This window comes from Deltaproteobacteria bacterium (genome assembly GCA_020848745.1).
Classification (GTDB): domain Bacteria; phylum Desulfobacterota; class Binatia; order UTPRO1; family UTPRO1; genus UTPRO1.
On the sequence record JADLHM010000086.1, the window covers coordinates 1 to 25,562 of the forward strand.

General features: G+C 70.7%; 22 protein-coding genes. 6 read left to right on the forward strand and 16 right to left on the reverse strand.

Translation table 11 applies throughout. From position 1 onward, the window contains the following. Positions 1-824, forward strand: an 824-nt coding sequence (locus IT293_12510; protein ID MCC6765473.1) for a hypothetical protein, incomplete at its 5' end; no start/stop codon positions are given. Positions 825-905: 81 nt separating this feature from the next. Here IT293_12510 and IT293_12515 read toward each other — a convergent pair. Continuing rightward, positions 906-1,556 (reverse strand): glutathione S-transferase family protein, encoded by a 651-nt coding sequence (locus IT293_12515; protein MCC6765474.1) that lies wholly within the window; start codon positions 1,554-1,556, stop codon positions 906-908. Between the two features lie 59 nt (positions 1,557-1,615). On the opposite strand from IT293_12515, the gene IT293_12520 reads away from it, so the two are divergent. Further along, positions 1,616-3,232: an FAD-binding oxidoreductase gene (locus IT293_12520; GenBank protein ID MCC6765475.1), complete on the forward strand. Its 1,617-nt coding sequence runs from the start codon at positions 1,616-1,618 to the stop codon at positions 3,230-3,232. A gap of 28 nt (positions 3,233-3,260) precedes the next feature. On the opposite strand, the gene IT293_12525 is transcribed toward IT293_12520, so the two are convergent. From IT293_12525 to IT293_12540, 4 genes are all read right to left on the reverse strand, one after another. Next, the gene (locus IT293_12525) at positions 3,261-3,806 is read right to left on the reverse strand and encodes a YdcF family protein (GenBank protein MCC6765476.1); all 546 of its coding nucleotides are present in this window, start codon (positions 3,804-3,806) and stop codon (positions 3,261-3,263) included. 136 nt (positions 3,807-3,942) lie between these two features. Continuing rightward, positions 3,943-4,416: a thioredoxin family protein gene (locus tag IT293_12530; protein ID MCC6765477.1), complete on the reverse strand. Its 474-nt coding sequence runs from the start codon at positions 4,414-4,416 to the stop codon at positions 3,943-3,945. A 14-nt stretch (positions 4,417-4,430) separates the two neighbouring features. Beyond that, positions 4,431-4,766 (reverse strand): translation initiation factor, encoded by a 336-nt coding sequence (locus IT293_12535; protein ID MCC6765478.1) that lies wholly within the window; start codon positions 4,764-4,766, stop codon positions 4,431-4,433. Positions 4,767-4,821: 55 nt separating this feature from the next. Continuing rightward, positions 4,822-5,805, reverse strand: coding sequence for a fibronectin type III domain-containing protein (locus IT293_12540; GenBank protein MCC6765479.1), 984 nt, complete (start codon positions 5,803-5,805; stop codon positions 4,822-4,824). A gap of 239 nt (positions 5,806-6,044) precedes the next feature. Here IT293_12540 and IT293_12545 point away from each other — a divergent pair, with 239 nt between their 5' ends. From IT293_12545 to IT293_12560, 4 genes are all read left to right on the forward strand, one after another. Continuing rightward, positions 6,045-6,416 carry a hypothetical protein gene (locus IT293_12545; GenBank protein ID MCC6765480.1) on the forward strand — a complete coding sequence of 124 codons (372 nt, stop codon included), beginning with the start codon at positions 6,045-6,047 and terminating at the stop codon, positions 6,414-6,416. Positions 6,417-6,684: 268 nt separating this feature from the next. Continuing rightward, a complete protein-coding gene (locus tag IT293_12550; GenBank protein ID MCC6765481.1) occupies positions 6,685-9,426 on the forward strand; it encodes a hypothetical protein in 2,742 nt (913 codons plus the stop codon). 201 nt (positions 9,427-9,627) lie between these two features. Further along, positions 9,628-10,656, forward strand: a complete 1,029-nt coding sequence (locus tag IT293_12555) for a flippase-like domain-containing protein (GenBank protein ID MCC6765482.1) — start codon at positions 9,628-9,630, stop codon at positions 10,654-10,656. Positions 10,657-10,944: 288 nt separating this feature from the next. Continuing rightward, positions 10,945-12,039 (forward strand): hypothetical protein, encoded by a 1,095-nt coding sequence (locus IT293_12560; protein ID MCC6765483.1) that lies wholly within the window; start codon positions 10,945-10,947, stop codon positions 12,037-12,039. A 39-nt stretch (positions 12,040-12,078) separates the two neighbouring features. Here IT293_12560 and IT293_12565 read toward each other — a convergent pair whose 3' ends face one another. From IT293_12565 to IT293_12615, 11 genes are all read right to left on the reverse strand, one after another. Next, positions 12,079-13,752 carry a hypothetical protein gene (locus IT293_12565; protein ID MCC6765484.1) on the reverse strand — a complete coding sequence of 558 codons (1,674 nt, stop codon included), beginning with the start codon at positions 13,750-13,752 and terminating at the stop codon, positions 12,079-12,081. A gap of 165 nt (positions 13,753-13,917) precedes the next feature. Beyond that, complete coding sequence (locus tag IT293_12570; GenBank protein ID MCC6765485.1) at positions 13,918-15,429, reverse strand: glycosyltransferase family 39 protein; 1,512 nt, start codon at positions 15,427-15,429, stop codon at positions 13,918-13,920. After that, positions 15,426-16,490, reverse strand: coding sequence for a sulfotransferase (locus tag IT293_12575; GenBank protein MCC6765486.1), 1,065 nt, complete (start codon positions 16,488-16,490; stop codon positions 15,426-15,428). Before IT293_12575 ends, IT293_12570 begins: the two co-directional genes overlap by 4 nt. 38 nt (positions 16,491-16,528) lie before the next feature. Continuing rightward, entirely contained in the window at positions 16,529-17,656 is a 1,128-nt protein-coding gene (gene wecB, locus IT293_12580; protein ID MCC6765487.1) for a UDP-N-acetylglucosamine 2-epimerase (non-hydrolyzing), read from the reverse strand. Positions 17,657-17,807: 151 nt separating this feature from the next. Continuing rightward, positions 17,808-20,303, reverse strand: a complete 2,496-nt coding sequence (locus IT293_12585) for an alkaline phosphatase family protein (GenBank protein ID MCC6765488.1) — start codon at positions 20,301-20,303, stop codon at positions 17,808-17,810. A 13-nt stretch (positions 20,304-20,316) separates the two neighbouring features. Further along, positions 20,317-22,143: a carbamoyltransferase gene (locus tag IT293_12590; GenBank protein ID MCC6765489.1), complete on the reverse strand. Its 1,827-nt coding sequence runs from the start codon at positions 22,141-22,143 to the stop codon at positions 20,317-20,319. Beyond that, positions 22,143-22,541 carry a sxtJ gene (locus tag IT293_12595; GenBank protein ID MCC6765490.1) on the reverse strand — a complete coding sequence of 133 codons (399 nt, stop codon included), beginning with the start codon at positions 22,539-22,541 and terminating at the stop codon, positions 22,143-22,145. The genes IT293_12590 and IT293_12595 overlap by 1 nt, the downstream gene beginning before the upstream one ends. 163 nt (positions 22,542-22,704) lie before the next feature. Next, on the reverse strand, positions 22,705-22,872 hold the full coding sequence (locus IT293_12600) for a hypothetical protein (protein ID MCC6765491.1): 168 nt from the start codon (positions 22,870-22,872) through the stop codon (positions 22,705-22,707). 67 nt (positions 22,873-22,939) lie between these two features. Beyond that, positions 22,940-23,125, reverse strand: coding sequence for a hypothetical protein (locus IT293_12605; protein MCC6765492.1), 186 nt, complete (start codon positions 23,123-23,125; stop codon positions 22,940-22,942). Further along, the gene (locus tag IT293_12610; GenBank protein MCC6765493.1) at positions 23,104-24,156 is read right to left on the reverse strand and encodes a hypothetical protein; all 1,053 of its coding nucleotides are present in this window, start codon (positions 24,154-24,156) and stop codon (positions 23,104-23,106) included. The genes IT293_12605 and IT293_12610 overlap by 22 nt, the downstream gene beginning before the upstream one ends. Positions 24,157-24,204: 48 nt before the next feature. Then, entirely contained in the window at positions 24,205-25,482 is a 1,278-nt protein-coding gene (locus IT293_12615; protein ID MCC6765494.1) for an O-antigen ligase family protein, read from the reverse strand. Between the last annotated feature and the right edge of the window lie 80 nt (positions 25,483-25,562).

Consider the following 25,562-nt stretch of genomic DNA (forward strand, 5'->3'; position numbering starts at 1 on the left):
GCGGCACGTGCGACGCCGGTCCGCGCGTCGGACTGCCCTGCGACGGGAACGGTACGGTGGCGAACCGCCCCGACTTCGGCACGACGAGCCTCGACTGCCCGCTCTCGCCCGCATCGATCATCGCGACGCTGCCGATCGACCTCAGCAACCAGACGGCGGCGGTCGCGAGGACGCTGACGGCGTCGAGCCCGAACTGCACCAACGCGGCCGGGAACAAGTGCCTCTGCGACACCTGCAACAACGCTACGGCGACGCCGTGCTTCACCAGCGCCGATTGCGTGGCGGTCGGCGCGACCCAGTGTGGCGGGAAACGGTGTCTCTCGGGCGCCAAGAACGGCACGCCGTGCGGCAACAACTCGGAATGTCCGGGCGGCAGCTGCGCGCGTCCCGGCGAGCCGACCAAGCCGGCGGCCTGCCTCGACAACACGAACACGGCGGCCCTCGATTGCGTCGACGGCGACGCGGACGGGGAGGGCGAGTGCGCCCAGGGTCCGACCGATCAGAACTGCAGTGTGGCGTCCGGCCACGCGCAGCGCGGGTGTCTGAGCGACGCCGATTGCGGCGGCACGCTCGGGAGCTGTCAGGTGGCGCAGCGCAAGTGCTTCCTGACCGGCGGCGGGACGTTCCAGCCCGCGGCGCTCGACGGCACCGACACGCTCGTGGCCGTCGGCATGGCGGACGCGCCGATGAACGATGTGGCGCAGCCGACGCTCGGCGCGGTCTTCTGCGTCGGGCCGACCGGCGCCGCCGCGGTGAACAACGTGGCCGGCCTCCCGGGGCCGGGCCGCGTCACGATCCGCGGCACCGCCAGCGGGTTGCCGTAGCGCGATCGGCGCGGGCGCCGGGCGGGGAGCCGGCGCCCGCCCGCGAAGTCGGCGCGGGTCGCGCGGCGCGTGCGCCGCGGCTCAGCCGTTCATGCCGGTTGCGGCGCTCATCGGGTGCAGGCTCGCGGCCGCGCTCGGGCGCGCCGCCACGCGCTCCTTCCACGACGCGACGTTCGTGAGCGCGCCGTCGAGCGGCTGACCCGCGCTCGCGCCGAAGTCGAGCGCGCAATAGAGGATGACGTCCGCCATGGTGAAGCGATCGCCGACGATGAACTGCTTGCCGCGGAGCAGCTCGTCGAGCCAGGCGAGGTTGTCGCGGGCCGTGGCTTTGAGCCCGTCGGCGGCCTCGGGGAGGCAGCGCATGCGCGTCCGGAAGAGCTCGAGGCCCTCGGCGAAGCGGAAGCCGTTGTAGAGGGGCTCGGTGATCTTGAGCTCGACGCGGCGCTGCCACATACGCGCCTCGGCGCGCTCCTCCGGCGTCCGGCCGATGAGCGGCGGACTCGGGTACTTCTCCTCGAGGTACTCGAAGATCGCGACCGTCTCGCCGAGGACGCGGCCGTCGTCGAGCTCGAGCGCCGGCACCTGGCCGCCCGGATTCTTGTCGGTGTACGGCGTCTGGCGGTTCTCCGCGCCGAGGAGGTCGATCGTCACCTTCGGCAGGTCGACGTCTTTCTCGAGGAGGAACATGCGGAGCGCGCGCGGATTCGGACCGAACGAGTCGTAGACCTTCATGGCGAGGACCTCCGGACGGGTGGGTTTCCGCCGGCCGTTGTGCTCATATCGCGGCGGTCATGCAACCACGGCGGCGCAAGTTCTGGGGCTGGGGATGGGAAGATGCGGGGCCGAGCGCGGAGCAGCAGGAGCGGATCGCGATGCTGCTCGCCGCGCGGCTCGGCGTCGACGTACCGAAGATCGGCGTGCCGCCCCGCATCGAGGACGTGGCGCTGCGCGCGCCGCGTGTCGCGCCGCCCGCGGGCCTCGCGCGGCTCTGCGCCACGGATCCCTTCACGCGCGCGAGCCACACCTACGGCAAGTCGTTCCGCGACGTCGTACGCGGCTTCGCGCGCGACTTCGCCAATCCCCCCGACGTCGTGGCGCGGCCGGCGACGGAGGCGGACGTCGTCGCGGTCCTCGACTGGTGCGCCGGCGCGGGGCTCGCGGCGATTCCGTACGGCGGCGGGTCGAGCGTGGTCGGGGGCGTCGAGGCGCCGGCCGCGGAGGCCTTCCCGGGCGTCGTGTCGATCGACCTCGGCGGGCTCGACCGCGTGCTCGAGATCGACCACGCGTCGCGCGCCGCGCGCATCGAGGCGGGCGTGCTCGGGCCCGCGCTCGAGGACCAGCTGCGGCCGCACGGGCTCACGCTCCGGCACTTCCCGCAGTCGTTCGAGTTCAGCTCGCTCGGCGGGTGGATCGCGACGCGCGCGGGCGGCCACTACGCCACGCTCTTCACCCACATCGACGAGTTCGTGGAGGCGCTGCGGGTCGTGACGCCGACGGGGATCGTCGCGACGCGGCGTCTACCCGCGTCGGGGGCGGGACCGAGCCCGGACCGGCTCTTCATCGGATCGGAGGGCGCGTTCGGCATCATCACCGAGGCGTGGATGCGCCTCCAGGCGCGGCCCACCTTCCGCGCGTCGGCCCCGGTGACGTTCCCGACCTTCGCCGGCGGCGCGGCGGCCGTGCGCGCGCTCGCGCAGTCCGGCCTGCACCCCACGAACTGCCGGTTGCTCGATCCGGGCGAGGCGCTGACGGCGGGCGCGGGGACGGGCGCGGAGGCGGTGTTGGTCGTCGGCTTCGAGTCGGCCGACCACGTCCTCGACGCGCCGATGGCGCGGGCGCTCGAGTGCTGCCGCGACCACGGCGGCCGCGCCCCCGCGGACGCCGGGCGGACGCGGCGGGACGACGAGGGGGCGCGCGACGGCGCGGCCGGCGCCTGGCGCCAGGCATTCCTCGACATGCCCTACCTCCGCGACGCGCTCGTCGGGATGGGGATGATCAGCGAGACCTTCGAGACGGCGGTCACCTGGGACCGCTTCGAGGCGTTGCACACGGGCGTCACGGAGGCCGTGAGCGAGGCGCTCCGGCGGGTGTGCGGCGCGGGCATCGTCACCTGCCGCTTCACGCACGCGTACGCCGACGGGGTGGCGCCGTACTACACCGTGCTCGCGCCCTCCCGTCCGGACCGGCAGCTCGCCGACTGGGCGGAGATCAAGCGCGCGGCCGCCGAGGCGCTGCTCGCGTTCGGCGGCACGATCACCCACCACCACGCCGTCGGCCGCGACCACCGCCCGTGGTACGACCGCGAGCGTCCCGACGGCTTCGCGCGCGCGCTCGGCGCGGTGAAGGCGACGCTCGACCCGCGCGGGGTGCTGAACCCGGGCGTGCTCGTTTCCCCAGGTCGCTCCTGAAAGAAGCTCCGCGTCGTGGGAGCGCTCGTCAAGGCTCCGGCACGTCCGGCGGCTGGCGGCGCCAGAAGTCACGAAGGCCGAAGGTGTTCATCCAACGCAGGTATTCCATGGCCACCTCGCGGCTTTCCGTCCGCGATCGCCACCAGGCATCGGGGCGAAACCCGTCGAGCGCCGGCGCGTGGACGAGGAGCCGTGTCCCATCGGGCAGGAGGCGGCGCAGCAGCCACGACGCCCGGCGGCTGTGGCTGCGCGACGTCAGATAGAGCAGGCTCGCCGGCCTTTCGCGGCGCGCCCAGGCGGCGACGGCTGCGATCTCGGTGTTGAGCCCGTCGACCGAGTCGTCCAGCAACTCGACCGCCGCCGCCGGGACGCCGCTCTTCTCGAGCATGGCGGCGGCGAGCTCGTGCGGCGGCAACCATGGAACGGCGAGCCGGCGCATCTCTTCGTCGAGCGGCTCGGGCCTCCAGCGTGCGATCACGATCCGGCCGCTGATGCCGTCGTGATGGAGACGCGCGGCCTCGAGCGCTGCCGCACGCAGCGTCGCCATCGACACCACCATGGCGTCGACGGCCACGGGCGGATCGTCGACCGTCAATCCTTCCCCGATCGCGGTCAGCACCTGCTCGCGAGTGATCCACGCGAGCGTCGCGAGCGCGAGCAGCGTGACGATGCCGAGCGGGAACCTCCGATGCGTACGCGTACGCCGACCGCTACTTCAGCTTCTTCAGGGCGGCGTCCATGCCGGCCAGGAGCTGCGCCGGATTGCTCTCGTCGTAGAAATATTTGTACTCCGCGCGCGGCGCGGTGAGCGCGGGGTCGAGAGTGCCGTCCGAGGAGAGGAAGTACGTGCGCGGGATGTACTCGCCGTCGGGCGCGTATTTCTTGCTGAGCTCGGCATTCTTGTCCTTGTCGAGGCGCACCGCGACGAACTTCTTGATCTGCGCGACGACCTTCTCGTCGTGGAAGACCTTGCTGTAGTTGGTGCAGTGCGGGCACCACTCCGTATAGAAGATCAGCAGAATCGGCTTCTTGTCCTTCTTCGCGGCAGCCAGCCCCGCTTCGTAGGGTTGCCACTGCACCTTCGCGTCGTTCCAGTCCCCGCCCGCCGCCGCGGGTGCCGCGGCGGCGATCGATGTTGCGAGCAGCGCAGCCAACCCGAGAGCCAGTCGTCCGTTGGTTCGCATCAAGTCTCCTTCGTTCACCCGCCGGCGAGCTTTACGGATACCCCGTCGCGCTCGAGCAGCGCAGCGAGACGCTCGCGATGATCGCCTTGGATGATGATCTCTCCGTCCTTCGCCGACCCGCCGGTGCCGCAGGCGCGCTTCAGCTTGCTCGCGAGCTCGGTGAGCCCCCGAGGATCGGCCGTCAACCCGCGTATGATCGAGACCGGCGTCCCGTTGCGGCCCTTCTTCTCGAGCCAGATGCGCGCCGCCGGCGTCGTCGCGACCGAGCGCTGCGGAGATCGCGCGACGGGCTGGCCGCCGGCCCCGCTGCCGTACACCAACGTGTCGCCGTCGCGTGCCCGCCGTCGCATGAGAAGCGTCAGCTTCTTAATGGCTTTGCGCCTCCGGCGTCAATGCGGCCGGGCGTCAGCGGCAGATGCGAGGTTGCTGCATGACGAGATTGCCCCGCACCGTGAGACGCTCGATGTGATCGAAGATTGCGCTCGGATCCATATGCGCGATATCGGCCGCGACGTCGATGCCGATCGACTCCCAGCGCTCGCCAGTGAAGTGGTTGCCCAGCGACCGGCGTAGACGCCGCCGCGTCACCCGCTCTATGCGTCCGAGCCCCTCGTAGCGCAGGCGGTAGAGCTTCCCGTCGGTGGAGCGGGCGTGGACGTCGATGCGAAACGGATCGTTGTCGCGCACGCGCGTCACGAGGAGGGGCTCCCTGAGCGTGCCCTTCCCCCATTGGGGGTACATCACTCCGATCGACGTCGCACGGTGGATCGATGGCGTCGTGGCGAGGGCGAGATCACCGAGCTCGTCGTCCCATCCGACGTTCGCGGAACCGAGGCCTACCAGCCGGAACTCCGAGAAACCGAGCGGCGCGCAGCTCGGCGAATCGACATCCAGTGGATCGGAACCGAACCCGCGCTCGAGCCCATCGGGGACCTGGTCGCCGTCCGTGTCGGCCACCAGGCGGTTGGTCTCGCCGTCGTCGACGCGTTGATCGAGGTCCACGTCCTCCGCGCCGTCGGGTAGGCCGTCGTGATCGGAGTCGACCACCCGCGCCGCTTCGACGTAGCCGATCGTGTACGGATTGGAGCGCGCGCTCTCGGTGCCGAACGCGTCGTACGCGGTGATCGTGAAGGTGTAGGCCGCCTCGACCTGCAGGTCGGCTATGACGCTCTCGAATCGCCCGGACCCGTCGCGGCGGGGGCGCGGCACGTCGATCGGCGCGCGCTCCTCCGCATCGGCGGGCTTCACGTGCAAACGATACCCGGCGACGAACGGATCACCGTCGCTCCTCCAGCGAATCGTGACGGAGTACGCCTCGACGCACGACACGGAGCATACGAGCGCGAAGACGATGGCCAGGACGGCCCGGGGGGCGTGTCGTCGGAGCATGCTGAGCGAGCAGGCATTGCAACGCCCGAGCCACGGCGACTCGCTGGCCAAATCTCAAGGCTTCAACTACTTGCGATCGAAGGGCGGGTGCTGGACAGTCACGCCGCTTGGCGGGCGGCGGGATATTGGCGCGCGGCCGCCATGTCGTCCGGCGCGACCGAGCGCAGAGGCGTCGCGTGGCGGAATCGCATCGAGAGTGCCATGGCATCGGGATGAGAGAGGCAGGACGTCCTCGTATCGTGCGCGTCGTTCGTCACTGGATCCTGGTGGCGTTCGCTGTCCTCATGGCGGCGTGCGGAGGTGGAGGCTCGGGCTCCGGTACGGATGACGCGAGCAGCGACGGCGACGGCACCGCCAACGTGCAGCGCTTCGTGGTGCGCTGGCGAGCGTCGGCCGCCGCCGCCGGGTACCTCGTGCATTGGGGCACCGAGTCCGGCGCGTATCGCGATGCGGTCGACGTCGGCGCGCCGCTTCCGGATGCCGACGGCGTCGCGAGCTTCGAGCTCGAGTACCCCGGCCCGAGCGGCGTGATCTACTTCGCGCTCAGGTCGTACGACGCCGCGTTTCAGACGAGCGCGTTCTCGAACGAGATCGCGGTCGCCGTTCGCTGAACCCTCGTCGACACAACATCTCCTCGCGCACACGCCTGAGGCGGAGCGATGGTGATTGCTGGCGAGCGTCACTCTCGCGACGCCGCCGAGCCCGCGTGAATCTCGTCGCGGTCCGCCATGCGAAGCCACGCGGCGGAGATGCAACGGACCGCCGCCGCGATCTTTCTTCGCGCGCAGAGCGCGTGGACGATCACGTGCGCGCACCCAGGTTCGCAGGTGGTTGTCATGGCGAGTGGCGACGGCACGTGCCTTGCCTACGTAGCGCGCCATGCTTGCCGCGCCATCGCTCCATCGCGCCATCGAATCAGCACTCGCTGTGCTCGTGCTGCTGGTCGCGACCGCGACGTCGGCGTCGGCGTACGATGCGCGCATCGCCTGGTCTCCCGTCGATGGCGGCGTCGGATACAAGATCTACGCGCGGGAAGGCGGCGCGCCGTATGGCGCCGCGACCGACATCGGCGCGCGGCTCCCGGACGCCGACGGCACCGTGCGGTTCGTGTTCCCCGGTGCGAACCTCCGCGCCACGACCTACTTCGCGGTGACGAGCTACGATGCGACCGGCGACGAGAGCGACCGCTCCAACGAGCTCGCGATCACGTACGCGAGCGCCGCGGCCGTCGTCGACTCGGATGGCGACGGGCTGACCGACGCCCGGGAAGACCGCGACCTCGACATGGTCGTCGACGTCGGGGAGACGGATCCGCTGGTCGCCGACACCGACGGCGACGGCGTGAGTGACGGCGTCGAGGTGACGCAAGGCAGTGATCCGCTCGACCCGAACGAGTCGACGCCGTACCCCGTGACGCCGACGCCGACGCTCACGACAGTGGCGACCGCGACCCGCACGGCGACGCCGGAACCGACGCGTACGAGCACGCCGCTCCCGACGCCGACCCGTACCGTGACCGCGTCGCCGACCGCTACGCGTACGGCGACGCGAACGCCGACGCCGACCAAGACGGCGACACCGACCAAGACGGCGACACCGACCAAGACGGCCACCTCGACGAAGACCGGGACGCCCACGGAGACGCCGACGCCGACCAGGACGGCGACATCGACGCGGACGGCGACGGCCGTTCCCACCGCGACACGCACCGCGACGGCCGTGGCGACGGCGACGAGCACCCGCACGGCGACCCCGGTGCCGACGGCGACTGAGACTCCGGCGCCGACCGCGACCGGAACCGCGCAGGCGAGCGCGACGATCGCCCCGACGGCGACACGCACCGCGACGCCTATGCCGACCTCCACGCCGACCACCGCTGCGACGCCCGGCGACGGCGATCTCAGCCACCGCGGAAGCATCATCGCGCGCGTGCCGGTTGCGACCGGCAGCGGCAACAAGGATCTCGAGGTGATCCGTGACGGCGACATGCCGCCGGTCGGCACGAACGCACCGCTTCGTCAGTACGACACGAACGACGGTCGCAACAGTTCCAACGAGGACTGGATCGGCTACGCGTTTGCCGAGGTCCACACCTTCGCGCACGTGACGTTCCAGGAGGGCATGCACTTCTCGCGCGGTGGGTGGTTCTCGACGCTCACCGTGCACGTTCGCCGGAACGGCCTGTGGAGCCCGGTGTCGTCGCTCCACGCCACCCCGGAGTATCCCGGGACCAACGACGGGCAGTCCTACGAGATCTACCAGATCGACTTCGCGCCGATCGCGGGTGACGCCATCCGCATCTGGGGTCGTCCGGAAGGTCGGGACGAGTTCATCTCGGTCGGAGAGCTGCGCGTGTACGGCCCGCGCGAGAGCGACCCGATCCCGGCGACGGCAACGCCGATGCCCACGCGCACCGCGACGCCGGGTGCGACGGCGACGACGACGCAAGTGCCGACCGCGACGTCCGCCGCGACGGCGACGCAGGCGCCGACCGCGAACCCGCCGACCGCGACGCCGGTCGACGCGACGCCGATTCCGACGGTCGTCGCGACGCCCGCGCCCGCCCTCTGCGGCAACGGCGCGCTCGACGCCGGTGAGCAATGTGACGGTGATGCGCACGCTGCCTGTGCCGCGCATTGCCTCGCCGACTGCACGTGCGCCGTGAGCTTCACCTTCCCGCTGGACGGTTGGACGCCCGCGAAGGGCGCACGCAGCCAGGCCATCATGGACGGCGGCATGCGCGTTCTCGCCGTCGATTCCGAATCGCCGCACGGAGGGCTCTCGTATCCCGACGCGCCGACGCTCGACCTGCCGTTCCCCGTCCTCTCGTTCACGGCGCGGGCGGGCGCCGACGCCCGCCTGGAGGTCACCGCGCGCGCGAGCAACGGCAAGCGCTACGTGGTGATCTACGTCGCGGGCGACGGTGTGCCCATCGCCGGCAAGCGGCGGGCGACGTTCCCGGTCGCCATGAGCCCCAAGAAGCTTCGTACGATCCTCCGTGATTTGCAGGCCGATCTGGCGTCCGCGTTCGACGCCGATCTCGCTGCCGTCGACCAGGTGACGCTGCGCGGGACGATCCACGTGGCCGAGATCACGGTGGCGAGTCGCGGCGTGCTGCGCGTCGAGCCTACGCCGATCGCCGAGATGGCGCTGCCGGTAGGCGGGTGGTCGCAGCAGGGCGCGGGGACGGTCGTCGAGAACGAGTTCGACGCCGAGCTCGGGGCGCCGACGATCCGTACCGAGCCGCGCGACCGTGAACGCGCGAAAATCGCCGTCGGCTTCCCGAAGAAGAACAGGCTGGCCGCCGACTACCGTGTCTTCTCGCTGGTGGTGCGCGACGAGCACAAGCTCGCGATCGAGGTGCGGCTGCGCGCGAAAAAGCGCATTGTCCGGCTGCGCTACGCGGCCGGTCTCCCCGAGCCGGTGGCGCGGGGCCGGAAGACGACGTTGCCGCTCGTGTCGATGCCGGTCGAAGGCAGCGGATATCGTCTGATTACCATCGACCTCGCAGCCGACCTGGCGCGCGTCGTGCCCGGTGCGACGCTCGACGGCGTGCTCGGCCTCCGCGTGCAAGGCAAGTTCCGGATCGGCGACCTCGTGCTGCGCGAGCCCATGCGCTGAAATTCTGCCAGCCCGCACTTCGCACCAGGTTCCTGCTGCGAGCGTCAATCGCACGCCATCTCGAGCCGTACTCGCGCCTCGCTCCTCGACGGACTGTCCAGTCCGCCTGCGTCGCTCGGCGCTCTGTTCGGCCCGATCTGGCGCACGCTCGACGCTCTCGCGACGTGGACCTGGTGAGAAATGCGGGCTAGGTCCTCCGGCGTGGCGAAGCGCCGGACGCGTGCGACCGTGTGGCTCGGCCTCGCGCTCGGCCTTGCCTGCGTGGCGCTCTTCACGCGGAACGCCCCGTGGCGGGAGATCGGCGCTGTGCTCGCCGGGGCGGACGTGCCGACGATCCTCGCGGCGAGCGTGTGCTTGCTGATGACGTCGGTGGCGCGTGCCTGGCGATGGCGGCAGCTGCTCGCCGGGGCGCCGGTGTCGTTCCGCCATCGCCTGACCAGCACGCTGATCGGCTTCGCCGGCAACAACACGCTGCCCGGACGCCTTGGCGAGCCGCTGCGATGCTGGGTTGTGACCCGACTCGACGGTCGCATCGGCTTTTGGCAGGCGGCCGGCTCGATCGTCGTCGAGCGCGTGTTCGACCTCGGGGCCGCGCTCGTGCTGCTCGTCGTCTTCCTCGTCGCCGCGCCCTTCCCGCCGGGCACGGCGGTGCGTGATGCGGCGTTTCTCTCCCGGCTGCGCGGCGAGGCGCTGATCGCCGGTAGCCTCGCGGCCGTCGCGGCGCTCGGGCTCGTGCTGTTCGCGCGGCGCCGGCTCGCAACCGATTCTGGGCGTCGCGGCAGCCTCGGGGCGCGGCTCGCGTCGCTGCAGGCCGGCATCGCTGGTCTCCGGTCGGGGCGCTCCCTCGGGCTCGCGGTCTTCTTCACCGCCGTGCTCTGGGGCTCGATGGTGGCGTTCGAGCTCCTGATGCTGCGCGCGTTCGGCTTCACGGAGCTCGGTCTCCCGCACGCCGTCGGGTTGTTGGTCGTGCTGTCGTTCGCGATCGCCTTGCCGCAGGCGCCCGCCGGGGTCGGCGTCGTGCAGCTCGCGAGCGAGACCACGTTGACGGCGCTCTACGGGATGCCGGTCGATCGCGCCAAGGCGTTCGCCATCGGACTCTGGATTTGTCAGGTGGCCGTCGTGGTGAGCGCGGGCGCCGTCGCGTTGTGGGCCGAGGGGCTGTCGCTCGCCGACATGCGGCGCGCCCGGAGCGCCGTCGACGCCTTCGACCAAACTCCGTCGCCGGGGTAGGCCGAGCCCTCGCGCAGTTCTGCAAGAAAACCGGGTAGGGAGCCCGTTTCTCAGCCGGTCGCGCTCGACGGCGTTGCGGCCTCAGGCAGCATTGGCTATCGCAAGCACGTCCGAACGTCGCAACCCGACTCCTGGGGAGGAGGTCGGGTTCCGCGGCGGCGCCCTGCGTTGCCAAGCAGGGCGGAACGTGCCCGCAGCTGCAGCGTCATTCCGGGCCGCCTTCGGCGGTGCGGCGAACGGGGCGATCTTCGGTCGGGCAAATCAATCACGGATCGAGACGGTTTCACGATGTACGGTGGATCGTTCCTGCGAGCGTTCGCTCGTGTCACTCGTCGTGTCGCCGCGGGCGCGGCGGTCGTCGGCGTGCTCGCCGCTCCTCCCGCCGCGGACGCCGCGATGGCGCTCGTCCGCTGGCTGCCCCCCGCGAGCTCCGGCGTCACGGGCTATGCCGTGTACGTGCGCGCGCCCTGCGCCACCTACAGCGGCGCGCCCGTCTGGACCGGCACTCCGGCTCCCGCAGCCGACGGCAGCATGTCGGCGACGGTGACATACACGCCGTCCGGAACGAACTACTTCAGCGTCGTTGCCGTCGCGAACGGCGTGGAGAGCAACATTTCGCAGGAGCGCGCGCTCGGACCGACCAATTCCTGCCGCGAAGATGCGTGCGTCGCGAAGACGTCGTGTACGTGCGGCAATCGCCCGAACGGCGTCCCTTGCGACGACGCGTCCTTCTGCAATGGCCCAGAGGTCTGCATGGCCGGCGTGTGCGATACCAGCCCGACGCGCGATTGTACCGATGCGATCGATTGCAGCATCGACTCCTGCGACGAGGCCACCCGCCAGTGCACCCACGTCGGCCCGCCGGGATGCTGTCTGGCGTGCGACGCTTCGGATCCGTGCCTGGCCGACGCGTGCGCCGCCGGAGATTGCTCGGCGCCCGAAGGTCTCGACATCGAAATCAGCCGGGTCAAGTTCATGAAGAAGGCCGAGACGATCAAGCTCGTCGGCAGAGGCCGGTTCGAGCTCGACGCCGCGGTCGATCCGTCGCAGACGGGCGCCCTGGTCGAGATCCGGAACGCCGCCGGCGCGGCCTTGTACGCCGCCGCCATCGACGCGTCGCTGCTGCATGCCGGCGCCGCGAGCGGACGCTATCGCTATACGGCGTCGCGGGCCGAGGCGGCGCAGCAGAGCAATGGCCTGACCCGACTCGACTTCCGCGTGAAGGGTCCGCGCTGGCTCGTCACGCTCATGGCGGACGCGCCGACGCTCGCCGAGGCGGCCGAGGATCCGGAGGTCACGGTCATGCTCCGGCTCGGCGACAATTGTCTGCGCCACATCGACCTGCCGTGCACCGCGAAGCCGCACCTCTCGGTCTGCCAGTGACGACCGGGACCCCCGGAAGCAGGCGCCGGTCGTTACCGCTCATTCGCCCGGGAGCGTCAGCAACCAGCCCTTCGGCATCGTCTGCCACGTCGATTGGTTCAGGAAGCCGTCGTCGCCGATCGAGACCTGGAAGCCCATCTGGGCGAGGGTCGTCTTCGAGAGGTCGCCGTAGGTCTTGAGCACGAAGGTGAAGTTGTTGCGCTTCGGGAAGTAGCGCACGTCGAAGCGCGCGAGGCCGTCTCGTTGCCGTTGCGCGAGGCGATTGCGGAACCGGAAGAGGTTGCGGCTGACCTGCTTCACGTCGCCGGCCGGGATGACGAGCGAATAGATCTTCCCGTCGGCGTTGGTGAGCAGAATCTTGATCTCTTCGAGGTTCGGTGTGATCGGCGTGAGCGGCGCGAGGCTCCCGTGCACCGCCAGCAGATCGCCCGTGTCGCGTCCGAAGCGGATGGCGCCCGGGTCGCGGCCGATCGGCAGGCAGTCGCAGTCGGGATCGAGGCAATCGATCGCGCCGTCGCCGTCGTTGTCGACGAGGTCGAGGCAGATCTCGAACGGATGGCAGTTGGCGTCGCACGTCGCCGTGTTCGGCGGCTCGCACTGCTCGCCGCGCTCGGGCTGGACGATGCCGTCGCCGCAGAACGGCTCGATCGTGCAGGCCGCGCTGCAGCCGTCTCCGTCGTCGATGCCGGGCTCGCATACGCCCGGCACGCCGAGCAGGCAGCCGTCGTCGCACGCCTCGCCCTGGTCCTGGGTGCCGTCGCCGCAGCGCGGGAGCGTGCAGTCGTTGCGACAGGCGTCGCCGTCGTCGGTGTTGCCGTCGTCGCACTGCTCGTTCGTCTCCTGGACGCCGTCGCCGCAGTACGTGCAGTTCTGGCGGCAGGTGGCTCCGTTGTTCGTGGCGGAGCCGGGCGGGTCGCAGGTCTCGGGCGCCTTCACCGTGCCGTCACCGCAGAACTCGAGCAGCGGCTCGTCGGCGGCCGCCGCGCCGCTCTTGTTGAGCTTGACGCCGGTCGCGAGGTCGCCGATCTGGACGGGGTAGCCCGGCAGCGTCGCGCCGGTGTCGGGGTTCACCGCCGTGAGGAATCCGCCGCGGACGCCGTAGAGCACGTTGTTCGACGACGAGAAGGCGAGGCCGCGGAAGATGTCGCCCGCGACGATCGTGTTGAGCACCGTGCCCGCCGGCGTGATCTCCTGGATCGTCGTGCTGTCGAGGACGACGACGAAGAGCGAGCCGCGCGCGCCTGCGAAGGTGAGCGCGTTCGCGGCGCCGGCGATCGCGTACGAGTTCAGCTCGGCGCCGGTCGTCGAGTCGATCTCGGTGACCGCGCTGTCCAGGCTCACCGCGAAGATCGACGTCGCGGTGGCGCCGAGGCCCGAGCCCGACTCGAGGGGCGCCGCGGGCTTCGGGAGCGTGTGGTCGACCCCGACGCCGCCCGGCACGTACGCCTGGATCACGGCGAGCGTCTCGTCGGTGTAGTAGAGGTAGGTGCCGTCGAAGGCGAGGCCGGGACGCGTCGCCGCGATCGGCGGGACGAGCAGGGTCTCGGCGATCTTGTTGCCCGTCACGGGGTCGATCTCCCAGATCGCCATGTGCTCGTTGGCGGCGACGAAGAGCCGGGTCGCGGCGCTCGCGGGCAGCGACCAGCCGAGCAGCGGGACGAGCGAGCAGAGGGCGAGGGCGGTGCGACGGAACCAGGCGGTGGGCGAAGTCATCGGGGATCTCCTATCCGGAAACTGACGGGTAGCGGCACGAGCGGAGCGATGGGGACCGCCCCGTGTGGCGAAGATCTACATGCCGCGCACAGGGACAGTCAAGAAATTTCAAGGGCATAGTCGCATGGTGGATGCGTGCGCCGACTCCCTGTCGGGCGCGGTGCTTCAGCGGGCGGCCGGGCTCGCGTAGCGCGTGGCGACGATGCCCGGGAGCTCGATCGTCCGGTCCACCGTACGCTCGCGCCCGAGCACGAGCGGTAGCGTGCCCGCGCGGTCGCCGTGGAAGCTCCGCGTGGCCACGAGCCAGACGTGCGCGCGCCCGGCGGCGAGGGCGCGGAGGTCCGTCGCGGCCCGGGTCGGGTCGACGTCGCGCTCGGCGTCGGTCGGAGGGTAGGCCGCCACGGTCGCCGGTCCCGGGTAGTAGTAACGCACGGCGCCCGCCATGTAGGGTGCGTTGACGATGACGAGGTCGTCGGGGGCGGCTTCTGCACGCAGCGCCGCGGCGAGGCCGCGGCAGTCCTCCTTGGCGTAGCGCGTGTCGAAGGCGAGCTGCGCGCGCGAGACGAGCGAGAGGATGGCGGCGCCGAGGGCGAGCCCGGCGACCGCCGGACGGCGCACGTCGGCGGCGCCGAGCCCGATCAGGATCACGAAGGCCGGGAAGGACACGATGCCGTAGCGGGCGTTCAGCGGATTCGCCCCCGTCGCCGCGACCGTGAAGGCGAGGCCGAGCGGGAGGGCGAGCCACGTCAGGAGGAGCGTGCGCGTCGAGGCGTCGAGGCGGCGCGTCGCGGCGAGGCCACGCAGGATGAGCGCGCCGAAGATCACGGCCGCGAGTGCCACCTCCGGCAGGGAGTCCATGACCGCGCGCAGGCGGTCGTCGTGCAGCTCGCCCGTGCTTGGCCCGTACGAGAAGCCGACAGCGTAGGCGTAGACGACGTACGGCAGGTCGAGCCAGCCGACGCCGCGGCTGTCGGCGGGATTGTTTGCGCCGTGCGCGCGGATCAGGAGGAGCGCGGGGACGAACGCGAGGCCGGCGACCGTGAGCGCGGCGAGTCCGGAGCGGGCGCGCCGCGGGTCGGCGCGCGCGCGTGAGAGCAGGTGGATGCCGAGGATCATCGGCAACGCGAGCGCGATCGGATGCGTGTAGAGCGCGAGGACGACGAGCGCGGCGGCGGCGGCCCAGCGGCTGCCGCCGCCCCCTCCGAGCGCGCGCACCCAGGCGCCGACGGCGAGCGTGACGAGCAGGATCAGCAGCACGTAGGGCCGCACCTCCTGCGAGTACCAGACGTGGAACGACGAGAGCGCGAGCGCGGCGGCTGCCGCGACGACCGCGCCCGGGGGCAGGATCGGCGCGGTCGCCCACGCGAGCGCCGGGATGGTCGCGGCGCCGAGCGCGGCCGAGGTGAGGCGGAGCACCGCGTCGCGGTCGCCGAGGCCCGGCCAGGCGACGGCCTTCGTGAGCGCCCAGTACGCCATGCTGAGCCACGCGGTCGGCTCGAGGCGGCCGGCCTCGAAGTCGGAGGCGAGCCGGGAGACCGGCGTCGCGATCACCTGCACCGAGCCGATCTCGTCGTACCAGAGGTTCTGCGCGTTCAGGTGGAAGGCGCGGAGCGCGAAGGCCGCGACGGCGAGGAGGACGATCGCCGATCGGGGGACGGCGCGGGGCGGCGCGCTCACGTCGTGTTCCGGCGCTCGGCGGTCCCGGCCCGCAGGCGCGCCAGGGTCGCCGTGATCTCCTTCATCTCGGCGGCGGCGAGCTTCGGGCGATTGGTGTTGCGGAGCGGCGGCAGGTCGCGGCGTACGGCGGCGCCGTCGACGTCCACTCCGAGGATCTCCCGACCGACGCGCTCGACGATCGCGTGCGGCGCGGTGCAGAACGACTCGTAGTCCACGACCCAGAACCGCGCGTCGCCGACGATGCGCCGCGCCTCCTCCATACGTCGCTCGTGGTACACGATCTGCGCGCAGACGTCTTCGATCGGACTCGCGTACGTCCCGCGCGCCGGGTCGTTCACCCCGTACTGCGCCGCGCGCGTGCCCTGGATCGTCTCGCGGGCGCCGAGGATCGATTGCGCGGCGAAGACCGGGTCGCGGCGGACGTAGACGAAGCGCGACGTCGGAAGCGCCTCGGCGACGGCGGGCACGCCGGTCGCGAGCGCGTTGTTCTTGGTGACGAGCGCGCGGCCGAAGGCGTGCTCCCACGCCGCGAAGAAGCGGCGGAGGTCGGCGGCGGTCTCGCTGGCGAGCCGCTCGGGGACCGCGTAGCGGTCGGCGCCGAGCCAGCGATCCCAGAGGTGCAGGCCGTCGTTCTCGGCGGCGAAGCCGCTCGTGCGCCCGTAGTAGCTGTGGAGCGTCGCCGCCGGCTTCGGGAGCATGCGGCCGAAGAGGCGGTTGGCGGCGATCGGCGCGCGCGGGAACACGCCGGTCAGGTTGTTGAAGTAGGTGACCGGCAGGTGATGGATGAGCGCCTGCGAGAGCACGGTCGTCCCGCTTCGTGGCGCGCCGGTGACGATGACGACCGGCTTCTTCGGCGCCACGTGATCGCCGAGGAGGAGCTTCTCGAGGGTCGCGGCGAGAAGCGCGTCGAGCGGGGTCGCCGCCGCGCCGAGCGCGGTGCTGACGATCGCGAAGTACGCCGCGCGGTCGCGCGAGGCGAGGATCCGCCGCGCGAGCCCGACGGGATCGCGGAAGTTCGCCGGCACGAGGCGTCGGAACGGACGCGGGCGCTCTCTGGTCATGCGTCGGCCGCTCAGGATACCGGGCGGATGCTCGGGAATCAGCTCCCGTTCTCGGCAAGGCCGGCCGCGAGCGCCGCCACGATCGCCTCGCCGGCATGTCCGTCCCCATACGGGTTGTGGGCGTGCGCCATCGCCGCGTACGCGGCGGGGTCGGTCAGGAGGCGGTCGGCCTCGGCGACGATGCGGTCGCGGTCGGTGCCGACGAGCTTCGCGGTGCCGGCCTCGACGCCCTCGGGCCGCTCCGTCGTGTCGCGCATCACCAGCACGGGCTTTCCGAGCGACGGCGCCTCCTCCTGGATCCCCCCCGAGTCGGTCAGCACGAGGGTGCAGCGCTTCAGCAGCGCGACCAGGCTCGCGTAGTCGACGGGGGCCGGCAGGTGCACGCGCGGCACGCCGGAAAGGATGCGGCGCACGGGTTCCTGCACGTTCGGGTTCAGGTGCACCGGGTACACGAGCTCGACGTCGGGATGCCGCTCGACGATCGCGCGCATCGCTTCGCACATCGCCACGAAAGGCGGGCCGAAATTCTCGCGCCGGTGCGCCGTCACCAAGACGACCCGGGACGCCGGCGCGAGCGCGGGGACGACGTCGGCGCCATCCGCGACCTTGTCGGCGATCCACCGCAGCGCGTCGGTGACGGGATTTCCGGTGACGGTGATCGCCGCGGGGGCGACGCCGGCGCGCAGCAGGTTGTCGCGCGCCCAGGCCGTCGGCGCGAAGTGCCAGTCGGCGAGCACCGTCGTCATCTGGCGGTTCAGCTCCTCGGGGAACGGCGAGTCCTTGCGATACGTGCGGAGGCCGGCCTCGACGTGTCCGATCGGGATGCGGTCGTAGAAGGACGCGAGCGCCGCGGCGAACGTCGTCGTGGTGTCGCCCTGCACGAGCACCGCGGCGGGTCGCGTGTCGGCGAGCACCGGCGGCAGGCGTTCGAGGACGCGCACCGTCACGTCGTTCGGCGTCTGCCCGCTCGTCATCACCTGCAGGCGGTGCTCGACCCGCAGCTCGAACAGGTCGAGGACCTGGTCGAGCATTTCCTGGTGCTGGTTCGTGACGCATACGACGGGGCGGAACTCGCCGGCCCGCGCGGCGAGCGCGCGCACGACGGGCGCCATCTTGATCGCCTCCGGGCGCGTCCCGAACACGCACAGGATCGTGCGTGCGCTCATGCGGGTCGGATCACCTTCAGACTGTCGCTGCCGGTGCGGCCGCCGAATCCGTCCACGACGACGTAATACGTGCGACCGGCGACGGAGGCAACGCGCGGGCGGGCGGTCGCGTGGGCGCTCCGGTCGTGGCGCGCGGCTTCGACGGCCGCGCTCAGGCCGCGACGGTGACGACCTCCGGCGCCGGCATCCGGCGAGCGCCGACCAGCGTCGCCGCGAACGTCGCCACGAGCCCGAACGTGAGGAGCTCCGCCCACGTCACGCAGAACATGCCGACGATGCCGTCCATGCCGTTCGGCAGGACGCGGAAGGGATCGGCGACCGCCGCGACGGCCGCGAAGCGCACCACGTAGCCGACGACCAGGAGATCGAGGAGGTGCGTCGTCCAGCGCCGATCCGCCACCGCGAGCGAGGGCAGGGCCATCGCCAGGATCACGATCCACGGCAGGCCGTACTTGAGCAGCAGGAGGCCGATGACGGTCGCGAGGGGCAGCCCGGAGTCGGCGAGGAGGAAGCCCGGCGCGGTGCGGATCGAGCTGATGTTGTACTGGTCGCCGAGCTCGAAATAGAGGCATATCCGCAGCAGGACGAGCACCGTCGCGACGAGGTAGACGAGGCCGGGCCGCGCGAGGTCGATGCGGATCCGCGACACCGCGAGCGCGACGGCCGCGGTCGCGCAGAACACGAGCTCCTCGTGCACGTCCGAGGCCATGACGAGGAAGAGCGCCGTGCTCGACGCGATCAGGAGCGCCGCCGCCGCGCGGGGCGCTTCCTTGAGGACCATCGCCGTCAGCATGACGACGAAGAAGAGCGCCAGCACGACGCTCGCGAGGCTCGTGCTCGGGGCGGCGCGCCATCCGAACGCGGCCGCGAAGATCGCGAGTACGAGCGTTGCCGCGAGCGCGGTCGGGGCGCTGCGTTCCGTACGGAGGTTCCGCAGCGCGAGCGCCACGACGCCGACCGCGAGGAGCGGCAGGAGCAGGTGCGGCCAGTCGCCGATCGCGATCTGCGGCACGTAGATCATCGCGGCCGTCACGGCCGGCAGGCGCGCCCAGCGTTCGCGAGCGGCGACGAGCGGGACCATGAGCGCCACGGCCGCGAGCAGGAGCAGCTCGAAGTACGGGCGCGGATGGAGCCAGTGCGAGTTCACGAGCGGCGCCGTCAGGACGACGAGCGTGGGCACGAAGGCCGAGATCCGCCACCGGTCGAGATCCCGGGTGAGGCGCGGGAAGCGCACCACGATCCAGACGACGACCGCCGCCGCCGCGAGCACGCCGGTCACGACCGCCATGGCGATCGTGCTCGAGCGGAACGCGAAGGCGCTCCGCATCCAGAGGAATCCGGTCGCGACGAGCGCGAGCGCCGCGGGCGCCGCCAGGGCGAGGGCGAGGTGCGCCGCGGCGGCGGGCCGCTCGCTCGGGCGCGGCGCCGAGCGCCAGAGGAGGAGCGCCGCGCCGAGGACGCCGAGCATGGTCGAGGCCGCCGCGAGCGTCCGGAAACCGGCACGCGACTCCTCGGCACCGAAGAGGACGTCGTTGAGCGCCTGGTTCGCCTCCGCGTCGGTCGCGGGCGCGCCCGCGAGGACGGAGTGCGATGCTTGCGTCGCCGTGGCGTGCCGCTTGCCGTCGAAGTACTCGCGGACGAGCGCCTCGGCCTCCGACGCCGGCCGGTCGAGGAGGACCGGGGCGGGCGGCTCGAGCGAAACCGGCAGGAACGGCAGCCCGAGCACCGCGAGGAGCGTCGAGGTGAGCGCGGTCTGCGGGAGGTCCTGCCGCACGCCGGCGCGTACGCCGGGGCCGACGAGCACGTACGGCGTGCGCCGCGCCTCGTCCTCGCCGCCGTGCGTTCCGCGCGACGCCATGCCGTGGTCGCCGGTGACGAGGAGGAGCGTCGTCGACGTGTCGATCGCAGCCGCCGTGCGCGCGAGGAGCCCGTCGAGGAACGTCATCTGCTGCGCGTAGCGCGGCGCACGCGGCGTCACCATGTGCCCGACGGCGTCGAGGCTTCCGAGGTGCACGACGAGCAGGCGGTAGCGCGGGTCGGCGTACTTCCCGAGCAGGAACTCGACGGCGGCGGCGTCGTACGCGTCGATGTGGTGCTCGATCGTGATGCCGGGCTCGGGCGACTCGTGGCGGTCCTCGGCCGGCACCAGCCATCCGAACTGGCGGTGCCAGGCGGGATCGCCGGCGAGCGCCAGGCGGCCGCCGTCGGCGGCGACCAGGCTCAGCAAGGAGTCCACCGTCGTCGGCCGCGAATGGAAGTTGAAGATCGCCTGCACGAGATTGCCGGGCCGGCCGGTGGTCAGGCTGTAGACGCAGGGCGCGGTCGTCGTGACGGGATCCGTCTGGACGACGCCCGAGGCGCCGGCCGCCGCGAGGCGGCCGAAGGTCGGCATCACGGCGGGGTCGAACGCCTTCTCGGGCGTGAATGCGTCGATCACGAACAGCACGACGCGCGAGGCGGCCGCGGCGTGGCGCGACGGCGGCGGCACGGCGGAGACGACGTCGGGCGTTGCGAGGTAGGCACGGTAGCCGAACCACCCCGCGAGCAGGAAGAGCAGGAGGAGCGCGCCGATCGTGGCGAGCGTGCGCACGGCGAGACGGCTCGTCGGCTCGCGGTGGTCGCTCGCGGGTGGGTCGAAGCGCGTCACGGACATCGCCTCGTCAATCCAGCTGGTAGAGCGTCCGCCAGTCGACGTCGTCGGTGAGCGGCGGCTGGCGGTCCTTCTCGAGGACGTGGGAGCCGAGGACCAGCGTATCCATCTCGGTCCGCATGAAGCAGAGGTAGGCGTCCTTCGGCGTGCACACGATCGGCTCGCCGCGGACGTTGAAGCTCGTGTTGACGAGCACCGGGCATCCGGTCAGATCGCGAAAGCGCGTGAGCAGCGCGTGATAGAGCGGGTTCGTCGCGGCGTGCACCGTCTGGATGCGCGCCGAGTAGTCGACGTGCGTGATCGACGGCAGGTCCGAGCGCGCGACGTTCAGCTTGTCGATTCCGAAGAGGCGCTGCTCGTCGTCGGTCATCGCGATCCGCCGCTCCCGCCGCACCGGCGCCACGAGCAGCATGTACGGCGAGTCGCCGTCGAGCTCGAAGTACTCGGCGACGTGCTCGCGGAGCACGCTCGGCGCGAACGGGCGGAAGCTCTCGCGGAACTTGATCTTCAGGTTCATGACCGACTGCATCTTGCGCGAGCGCGGGTCGCCGAGGATGCTGCGCGCGCCGAGCGAGCGCGGTCCGAACTCCATCCGCCCCTGCAGCCAGCCGACGACCTTCTCCCGCGCGAGCGCCTCGGCCGTGCGCGCCAGCATCGCGTCGGTCGGGAGCGTCTCGTAGACCGCGCCCGCGGCGCGCAGGAACGTCGCGATCTCGTCGTCCGTGAACGCGGGCCCGAGATACGCACCCTGCATCGCGTCGTGGCCGTCGCCGTTCCGCGACCGCGCGTTCCCGAGCACCTTGTGGTGGATGGCGAGCGCGACGCCGAGCGCGCCGCCGGCGTCGCCCGCCGCCGGCTGGATCCACAGGCCCTCGAACGGTCCCTCGCGCAAGAGCCGGCCGTTGCCGACGCAGTTCAGCGCCACGCCGCCCGCCAGGCAGAGGTTCCGCATGCCGGTTTCGCGGTGCACGTGGCGCGCCATCCGCAGCATGATCTCCTCGGTCACGACCTGCACCGACGCCGCGAGGTCCATCTCGCGCTGCGTGAGCGCCGATTCGGGCCGGCGCGGCGGCCCGCCGAAGAGCGCGTCGAACGCGCCGCTCGTCATCGTGAGGCCGTGTAGGTAGTCGAAGAGCGCCATGTTGAGCTTGAAGGAGCCGTCCTCCTTCAGCTGCAGCACGTCGGTGAGTATGCGGTCGACGTAGCGCGGCTCGCCGTACGGCGCGAGGCCCATCACCTTGTACTCGCCCGAGTTCACCTTGAAGCCGGTGTAGTAGGTGAACGCTGAGTAGAGCATGCCGAGCGAGTGCGGGTAGTGGAGCTCGGCGAGGAGGTCGAGGTCGTGGCCGCGCCCGACGGCGTACGACGACGTCGCCCACTCGCCGACGCCGTCCATCGTGAGCACCGCCGCCTCCGCGAACGGCGAGGGATAGAACGCGCTCGCCGCGTGCGACTCGTGGTGCTCGGTGAAGAGCAGCGGCCCCTCCCACTCGCCGAGCGCGCGGCGGATGGCGTCGCCGGTGAAGAGCTTCTCCTTGAGCCACACCGGCATGGCGGTGAGGAAGGATCCGAGCCCCTTCGGCGCCACGCCCAGGTAGTTCTCGAGGATGCGCTCGAACTTGAGGAGCGGCTTGTCGTAGAAGCCGACGTAATCGACGTCCCCGAGGCGGAGCCCTCCGGCGCGCAGACAATAGGCGACCGCATGGCGCGGGAACTCCGCGTCGTGCTTCTTGCGCGTGAAGCGCTCCTCCTGCGCCGCCGCGACGATCGCGCCGTCGCGCACGAGGCACGCGGCCGCGTCGTGGTAGTACGCCGAGAGGCCGAGGACGGTCGGCATCAGAACTGCCGCTCGTACCGCGTCGGCTCGACGGGCTCCCGCTCGCGTTTCACCCAGTGGCTCGCGCGGCCGTCGTCGAGCGCGCGGTCGAGCGGGTCGCGGAAGAGCCGCATCACGAGGCCGACCGGGGTGATGACCACGTAGAACAGCACCGTCAGGATCATACGCGTGTTGACGTGTCCGAGCACTGCCGCGAATGCCATCCACCCCCGCTGGACGGGGCCGAGGGTTCCGGGGAAGAGGAGCCCCGGGACGAGCAACGACGCCCCGAGCGCCCACAGGATCTTCGGCGGGATCTCGTGGCCGCGCCACCAGCTGATCGTGCCGAACAGCACGAAGGCCGTTCCGACCGTGAGCCCGAACGTTCGGAGCTCGGCCCGCGCGGCAGACCCGGCCATCTAGTGCACCGCCGTCGAGATAGCATCAATCATCTTGTCGTCCCTCGACGCCCCTCGCGGCGTCACACCTCCTTGGAATATTCACGATATTCCTGCGTCGGCGTTCCTTGCGAGGGACGCCGATGAACGACAATCTGATCGACGCTATCTCGACGACGGTGCACTAGAAGATCGTGTACACGAATGGCGCCAGCGCGGAGCCCTGCGTGAAGACGATCAGCGATCCGAAGAGCAACAGGATGATGATGATCGGCGCGAGCCACCATTTCTTGCGGATGCGCAAGAAGGCCCAGAACTCGCCTATCAGCGAAAGCGCTTTCGACCGTGGCATGCGTGAAACCTCGGGACAATTGCAGCGAGGACGATGGTGCGAGCGTACGTCGCGGCGCGGCCGATTGCTACAGCGGCGGTCGGGTCGGCACGGGGGTTCCGGCGAGCGCTCCGAGCAGGATCGTACGCAGCCGAACGGCTTCCTGACGGCAGTCGAAGTCACGCTCCACGGCGGTGCGACCGGCCGCGCCCATACGGTCGCGGAGTGCCCCGTCGTCGAGCAGGCGCTCGATCAACGATCCGACGGCGGACACGGCGCCGGCGTCATCGGCCGCGCGAGCGTCACCGTGTCCGCGGCCCAAGCACGCTGGACCTCGAGGTGCCACTGATGAAACCGCGCATTCCAATCGTCATGCAACTCCGCGCGGAGGCGCCGCATGTCCTCCGCCAGCTCCGGCTGCCGGCGCCGCACTTCTCGAAGGCCGCGCTCGATGTCGCCGGTGTCGTTACCGACGAACACGGTGCCCCTGCGGAAGACCGCCTGCATTGCATCCGAGCGCGAGGTGACGAGCGGCAGACCCTGCGATGCCGCCTCGTAGGCACCGCAGAGCATCGTGTGGGGACGCGTACACAACACGATCGCGGCGTCCGCTTGCTGGAGGAGCGCGTTGTACGACCGGCGATCCAAGAAGCCGGTCAGGTGGATGTTCGGCGAAAGCCGAGCCCGAGTGCTCGCGCTTACGTGGCTGCAGTCGCCGGTGACCCACACGTCCATGTCCTCGGGCAAGGCGGCGATTGCGAGAAACTCGTCGATCGGTTCGTCCTCGTAGAAGGAGAATATCGCTGCGACGTTGAAACGGCCCGGTTGGACCGGAAAGCGCGTGTCGCGCGCGTCGAGGGTCGGCAGGGGATCGGGGAGCACGAAGGGCCGTCCGCCCCAGCCGCGGACGACGTCCGAGAGCCCCTCGTTCGTCACAAGCGTTAGGAGCGCGCGCCGCATGAGGAACTTGTTGAGCGGCGCGAACGGCTTCCACTTGGGCTCGAGGAACACCCCGGTGTGGGCGTCGACCACGAAGCCGCCACCGTGAGTGCGATGATGGACCCATGCCGTGAGCGCGGCGAACGGTGGCGGGTTGGACACCACGGTTACGTCGGGACGGAGCTTCTTCAGCAGGCGCAGTGTTGACACGAACTGCGCGGGATACTTGATCGGCGCGACGATCGGCCGGCGGTACGCAAGATAGTGGATCGTGTGCAGCGGCTTCCGCAACCGCTCGGCGAACGAGGCGCTACGCTGGCAGACCGGATCCCACGTCAGCAGCTCCAAGCGGCAAGGCGTGCTCATGAATTACTTCGACGGTAGCAAGCAGGTTTTTCACCGACAAGGCGCATCTTAGCCTCGCGTGTCGGGTGCGGTTGCGTCGCGGCGACGAGCGACGGTCGCTTCGCCCCATTCGCACATCGCGGCCGCTTCGATTAGGCCGAGCATGAACCAGAAGAGGGCGTTGTAGCCAAAGCCGCGCCACGGAACCCAGTACATTTGCCACGCGAGATTCAGCAGCCCCGCGCCCCACGCGAGTGCGAGCGCGCGGATCTCCAGGGACGCGGATCGCTTTAGGAGGTCTCGGCTCTGGCGGAGGGCGGCGAGCAGGATCCATACCCACGCGAGGCCACCGAGGATGCCGCTTTCCGCGGTGCGCAAGAGGTACTCGTTGTGTACCGTATAAAGCCACTGATCCATTCCGGGCGACAGATAGTCCTTGAACACGTAAGCGTAGGCGCCGGGCCCGACGCCGAACACGGGATGCGCCGCGATGATGTTCATCGCGATCTGCATGAGCCCCGCACGCTCGTCGTACGCATCGCCGACGGATTCCGAGAGCCGCATCTGGATCAGTGGGGAGAGCGCGATCACGACGGAGATCGCCGCGCCGACGATCATGGCGACCGTCCTGGGCTTCATGCGCGTGTACCGGACGCCGAAGAGGAGCAGATACGAGAAGCCGATGACGAAGCCCGCCCACGCCGCCCGCGTGAACGTCAGCACGAGCGACACGAGCCCGATCACCGTGGCGGCGAGCGTCCAGGGGCGTCGCCATGCGGAGCCCGAGATGAGCTGCGCGATCGCGATGAATAAGAGCGGAATCATGTAGCTCGCGAAACCCGCCGGATTCGCACTCACCGTGCCGCCGGGACGCGGCAATTCGTCGCTCAGATCCCACGTGTCGCCGGTGACGTTGAATCCCATGCTGAGCGCCGACTGGATGTAGTAGACGATGCCTTGTGTGATCAGCGTCGCGAGAAGCAGCGTGACCACCTTCCGTACGTCCGCTTCGCTGCGCACGACGCTCATCGCCGCAACGTAGAGGAGAAAGAGCTGGACCTGAGAGAGCAAGAAGTCCGTGCCGGCGAAGTGCTCCGAGCTGAACGCGACCGCGAGCACCGTCATGACGAACATCAGCGCGATCGGACGGTGCAAGTGGCCGCGCCACCGGATCGGCGATCCCTTGTAGTAGAGGATCAGAAGCACGAGCGCGGCGAGGAGTCCGGTACCGTAGATCTGCATTCCGCCGGTCGACGCGCGTCCGTATCCTGGGCGGATCGCGACCTCGGCTTGCAAGGTCACGACGAGCGTCACGACGACGCTTGAGAGGCCGCGCAGGAACGTCATCCCGGCGACGCTGGCGATGGCGATCAGCGTGACGCCGAGGATCCACCGTAGATCCCAGTACCCGAGAGTCAGGACGGCAA